At 69.6% G+C, this 4983-nt stretch carries 4 protein-coding genes; 3 read left to right on the top strand and 1 reads right to left on the bottom strand.

Annotation, left to right across the window (positions count from 1 at the left end; all coding sequences use genetic code 11):
• Positions 1–560 precede the first annotated feature (560 nt).
• On the bottom strand, positions 561–1340 hold the full coding sequence (locus GXY85_12965; GenBank protein ID NLW51733.1) for an HD domain-containing protein: 780 nt from the start codon (positions 1338–1340) through the stop codon (positions 561–563).
• Between the two features lie 515 nt (positions 1341–1855).
• On the opposite strand from GXY85_12965, the gene pyrF reads away from it, so the two are divergent.
• From pyrF to GXY85_12950, 3 genes are all read left to right on the top strand, one after another.
• Entirely contained in the window at positions 1856–2824 is a 969-nt protein-coding gene (gene pyrF, locus GXY85_12960; GenBank protein ID NLW51732.1) for an orotidine-5'-phosphate decarboxylase, read from the top strand.
• Positions 2825–3114: 290 nt separating this feature from the next.
• Positions 3115–4527, top strand: a complete 1413-nt coding sequence (gene murD, locus GXY85_12955) for a UDP-N-acetylmuramoyl-L-alanine--D-glutamate ligase (GenBank protein ID NLW51731.1) — start codon at positions 3115–3117, stop codon at positions 4525–4527.
• Positions 4528–4717: 190 nt separating this feature from the next.
• Positions 4718–4983, top strand: a 266-nt coding sequence (locus GXY85_12950; protein NLW51730.1) for a hypothetical protein, incomplete at its 3' end; no start/stop codon positions are given.

The following is a 4983-nucleotide window of genomic DNA, read 5'->3' as shown; positions in this document are numbered from 1 at the left end:
CGGGTCCGCGAAGCGGCCGGTCGGGCACTTGTCCCTCGATGCGACATCGACCGATCGGGCACGGTCACGGGCACGGACATGCTCGCGGTGCGCCGGCGTCTGACGGAGGCGGCCCCCTGACGGCGCGACCGAATTCCAAGCCTCCTCGCCCGCTTCGCGTGGTTCGGTCACTCAGCCTGGTGCCATGCCTGCCCCGTCGGGCCTGTCCGACAATTCGATGTGTGGTTCGTTGTTGCTGGGTGCCATGCCTGCCCCGTCGAGGCTGTCCGACAATTCGATGCGTGGTTGGTTGTTGCTGGGTGCCATGCCTGCCCCGTCAGGCATGAGCGAATTTCCATGCCCTTCCGCGTGGCTGCCCCTCGACGGTGCTCGGGAACTGCGTCAAGCAGCCACCCTACGCCCGTGGTGTCGTATCGCCATATTTCACGGTATGTTACGCACGGCGAATTGTCGGACAGTCTCGCCCCGTCAGGCATGGGCGGGTCTCCATGCCCTCCCGTGTGGCTGCTGCGACGGGCTCGGAGCCTGACGGCATGCAGTCGCGCCGCATGTGGCATGCGTCACGCGGTTCGGCGGTCTCGTTCGGCGGTGACGCAGGCCAGGGCGGCGCGGACCTCGGTCTGGTCGGGCAGGAGTTCGGCCATGGTCTCCAGGATGCCGCGACGGCGAAGCTCGTGCATCGTGGCCGGGTAGTTGATGTCGTAGACCCATCCGGCCATCAGCAGGAGGTAGTCGGCCATGGAGTGGACATCGTGGTGGGAAGCCATGCGTCCGGCGGCGACGTCGGCGACGACGGCCGGCCCGGCAGGACCGTCGAGGTCCACGCCGACCAGGATTTCGGGGTGTCGCCGCGCGGCGCCCGAGGTGATCGAGTCGAGGACGACGCGGTAGATGTCGAGCTTGTCGGCGTCGCGCGTCAGTCGCACCAGCGGCAGGGACTCCCGCGGCAGGTCCGTCGGGATCGTGAGGCAGTTGTGGTACCGGACGGCGTCGGCCAGGGCCCGGGCGGCGGCAGGATCGAGGGGGGCCAGCGCGTCTTCGGCCTGGAGCACCTCGCAGCCCAGCCGGGCGTGGTCCACGCTGTGGCGGTCGGCGAAGGTGCCGTACCGGGCGAACTGGGGAAACCGGCCCACGTCGTGCAGGAGCCCCGTCGCGCGGGCCAGACGCACTGCGGCGGCAGACCACCCCTCCTGTCCGGCCAGGGCCTCGGCGGCCTCGGCCACGCGGAGGCTGTGATCCAGCTTCAGTTGCTGCATGGGCGCCAGGTCGCCCTCGGACCGGAATCGGTCCACGTAGGCGAGGAACCAGTCACGAATCCCCGAAGCCAGCGCGTCGTCCATTCGATACGTCCCTCCCGCCGCCCGACAGACCGGCGGCAAGCACGCCATGATAGCACCTTGCCGGCGAAATCCAAGACCGTGGCCGCGGGAGGGGCACCGGTTCTGTGGACTCGACCTGCGCGCGGTGTACATTATGTGTGGCAACACAGGGAGAAATGCCGTTGCCCGGGGAGGATTCCTGGTCTGGGGAAAATTGCGCAGGCGGTTTCTGGGGAGGCGGCGTGGGGAGGGGGGGGTTCTACCAGGTGGATGGGTAGGATGGGCGGGCTTGTCAAGCGGTTGTGGGTCCGGCGGGCCTGGGATTTGACAAATGGTGTTGGCCCGGAAATTGCTTGAATCGGGGCACTCTTCTGATAGACTCGTGCCTGATTATGGGGAGGGGTGGCCGGGAGGGTCCTACGGCCGCCCACCACGGGTACCGATCGTGCGGAAGGCCGGCGGCGGGAGTGTCGCGGCCCTCGCCGTCGTATTTCGCACTGTCTACTGACTACTGATTCCAGGGGAGAGGAACGCAATTGGCAAAGCACTTCGCTGAACGGCTGCTCGGGGCTATCGAAGAGAAGCAGACGCCGGCCATGGTCGGGCTGGACCCCGTGTACACGTCGCTGCCGAAGCAGATACGCGAGATCGCGGCTCACAGCAAGAGCGGCCTCCCGGAACATGCCGCGGCGGTGAACGAATTCTGCCAGGTGGTGATCGACATCGTAGCGCCGCACATTCCGGCGGTGAAGCTCCAGATGGCGCATTTCGAGCTGTGCGGTCCGGCCGGGCTGGAGGCGTATCACCGAGTGGTGGATTACGCCAAAAGCCAGGGGCTGATCGTCGTCGGCGACATCAAGCGGGCGGACATCGGTTCCACGAGCGAGGCCCTGGCGTCGGCGTACCTGGACGAGGTGTACATTCCGGACGGGTCCGGCGGCGAGAGGGCCGTGAGCGTGGACGCGATCACGGTGAACCCGTATTTCGGGACCGACGGGGTGAAGCCGTTCATCGACAAGGCCCGCGACAACGGTCAGGGCATTTTCGTCGTGGTGCGTTCGAGCAATCCGTCGGCGCGCGAGATCCAGGATCTGGCGGACGCCGAGGGCCGTCGCGTGTTCCAGCACGTGGCGGTGAAGGTCAATGAGTGGGCGAATTTCCCCGGCTGCGTTGGCGACAGCGGCTACAGCCTGGTCGGCGCGGTGGTCGGGGCCACGTATCCGGACGAGGCGCGGATGCTTCGTCAGGTCATGCCCAACAGTCTGTTCCTCGTGCCGGGCTACGGTGCGCAGGGCGCCACGGGAGAAGACTCCGTGGCGGCGTTCCACGATGACGGATGGGGCGCGGTGGTCAATTCGAGCCGCGGCATCATCTATGCGTGGACGCGTCCCGGGTACGAGGCGTACAGCGAAGACACGTGGGAAGAGGCCGTCGAGGCCGCCATTCTCAGCATGAAATTCGATCTGGCCGAGGCGCTGGCCAAGCGCGTGGCCGCCGCGAGCTGAACTCGCGCATCGCACTGCGGCACGGGCCTGGCGTGCCTGAGCGCCGCCGGCCGACGGGATGTCGGCCTGTGGCGGCCCGGATACAAGGCGCCCGTGGCGCACCGGAACGGCGGCGCCGGCCGCGTTCCGATCAGAGGATCGCCTGCGGGCGAGCCCGGCGGACCGTTGGCGCAGGGCGCCGCTGTCCGTCGGACGCGCGCGTCGCGGGGTCTCCGGCGACAGCGCTGCGGCGTGGGAGTGTCCCGTGTCGCGGCGTTTGTGTTCTGGCGGCATCCGGCTGAGGAACGGCTATGGATCTGGTCGGTCGGCGTGTCACAGTCATGGGCCTCGGGCGGTTCGGCGGCGGCCTCGGGGCCGTCCTGCATCTCCTGCGGCGCGGCGCAGCCGTCACCGTGACCGATCTGAAAACCGCCGACCAGCTTCAGGACAGTCTCCGTCAGCTCCAGGGCCAGCCCGTCACGCTGCACCTCGGCGGGCACGCGAGCGACGATTTCACGCAGGCGGACCTTGTGGTGGTGAATCCGGCGGTGCCCAAGAACGCGCCGATGCTGGACGTGGCCCGGCGGGCGGGCGTGCCGCTGACAACCGAGATCAACCTGTTCGTGAGCGAGTGCGCAGCCCCCGTCCTGGCGGTCACGGGGTCCGCCGGCAAGAGCACGACCGTGAGCCTCCTGGCCCGGGCGCTGGCGACGCGGTACACGACGCACCTGGGCGGCAACATCGGCCGCAGCCTGCTGGATCTGCTGGACGGCGAACCGGGGCTGAGGGCCGAGGACCGGGTCTGCCTGGAGCTGTCGAGTTTCCAGTTGGAGGACACGGCGTCCCTGGGGTGGAGCCCGCACGTGGCCGTGGTGACGAATCTGGCGCCGAACCACCTGGACCACCATGGGACGATGGAAGCCTACGCCGAGGCGAAGCTCGGCATCCTGCGGTTTCAGGCGACGGACGACTGGGCGGTGCTCCCGGCGGCCGATGGCGCGTCGAGCCAGTGGGATCGGCTGGTCGCGGGCTGGGACCGGCGGACGCAGGCGCGGACTGTGCGATTCAGCGTCACGCAGTCGCTGGACGAGGGGGCCTGGCTGGACGGCGGCGACTGCGTCCTGCGGCTGGACGGGGTGACGGAGCGTGTGCCGCTGGCGTCGGCGTTGCGGCTGCCGGGGCGGCACAATGCGGCGAACTTCCTGGCGGCGGCTCTGGCGGCGCGGTGCGAGGGGGTGCCTCTGGCGGAGTCGGCCCGTGCGGCGGCGGAGTTTGCCGGTCTGCCGCACAGGCTGTCGCTGGTCGCCGAGGTAGGGGGCGTGGGGTACTGGAACGATTCCAAGGCGACGACGCCCGCGGCGGCGGAGGTGGCCTTGGGGGCGTTCGACCGGCCGGTGATCGCCATCGCCGGGGGCTACGACAAGAAGATCGACCTCGGGCCGCTGGCCGATGCGCTGGCCCGCGGCGCGCGCGCGGTGCTGCTGATCGGGCAGACGGCGCCGATGCTGGCCGAACTGCTCGCGGAACGACACTATGGCGGCGCCGAGACGGTTGAAACACTGGACCGGGCCGTGGCGCGGGCGGCCGAGCTGGCGCAGCCGGGCGACGTCGTGCTGCTGAGTCCGGGGCACGCGTCGTGGGGCCAGTTCGAGAACTACGAGCAGCGCGGCGACCGGTTCGCCGAGTACGTCCGGGCGCTGCGCGGGGCCGAGGTCCGGGCGTGAGCGGCACGGCCCGTAAGGTGGCTGCTTGACGTTGTTCCCGAGCCCGTCGAGGAGCAGCCACGCGGGAGGGCCATGGAGGCTTGCCCATGCCTGACGGGGCAGGCATGGCACCCACCGGCACGGCGGGCAAGACCCATCGGGGCACAGCCCGGCGCGACGCGCATGGCGTCTGGCGTGTGAGGTGACGCGGATGGACGGCATCGGTACGGCCTTGGCGGTGGTCTATACCACGGTTGGTCCCAGGCAGGCGCTGATGTCATTGGCACCGTTGATCTGTGTGGCGGTGGTTCTGGCGGGGCTGGCGGTGGCGGTTATCCTGGCGGCTGTGCTGATCGTGCGTCAGGAATCGCGTCAGCGGCCGCCGGCAAGTCAGGCGGGGCCGGCGGGCAGCGGCACGGGTGAGCCGGCGTCGCGGTCGTTGCCGCACGGAGGCGCCGGCACGGGCGGCGGAGGCCG

Source organism: Candidatus Brocadiaceae bacterium (assembly GCA_012728835.1).
Classification (GTDB): Bacteria; Planctomycetota; Brocadiia; order SM23-32; family SM23-32; genus JAAYEJ01.
This window is presented reverse-complemented; position numbering and strand designations above follow the sequence as displayed.

What these genes read in the sequence shown, in the direction of transcription:
- GXY85_12965 (NLW51733.1), bottom strand. Translation starts at nt 1,340, where the DNA reads ATGGACGACGCGCTGGCTTCGGGGATTCGTGACTGGTTCCTCGCCTAC.
- murD (NLW51731.1), top strand. Translation starts at nt 3,115, where the DNA reads ATGGATCTGGTCGGTCGGCGTGTCACAGTCATGGGCCTCGGGCGGTTC.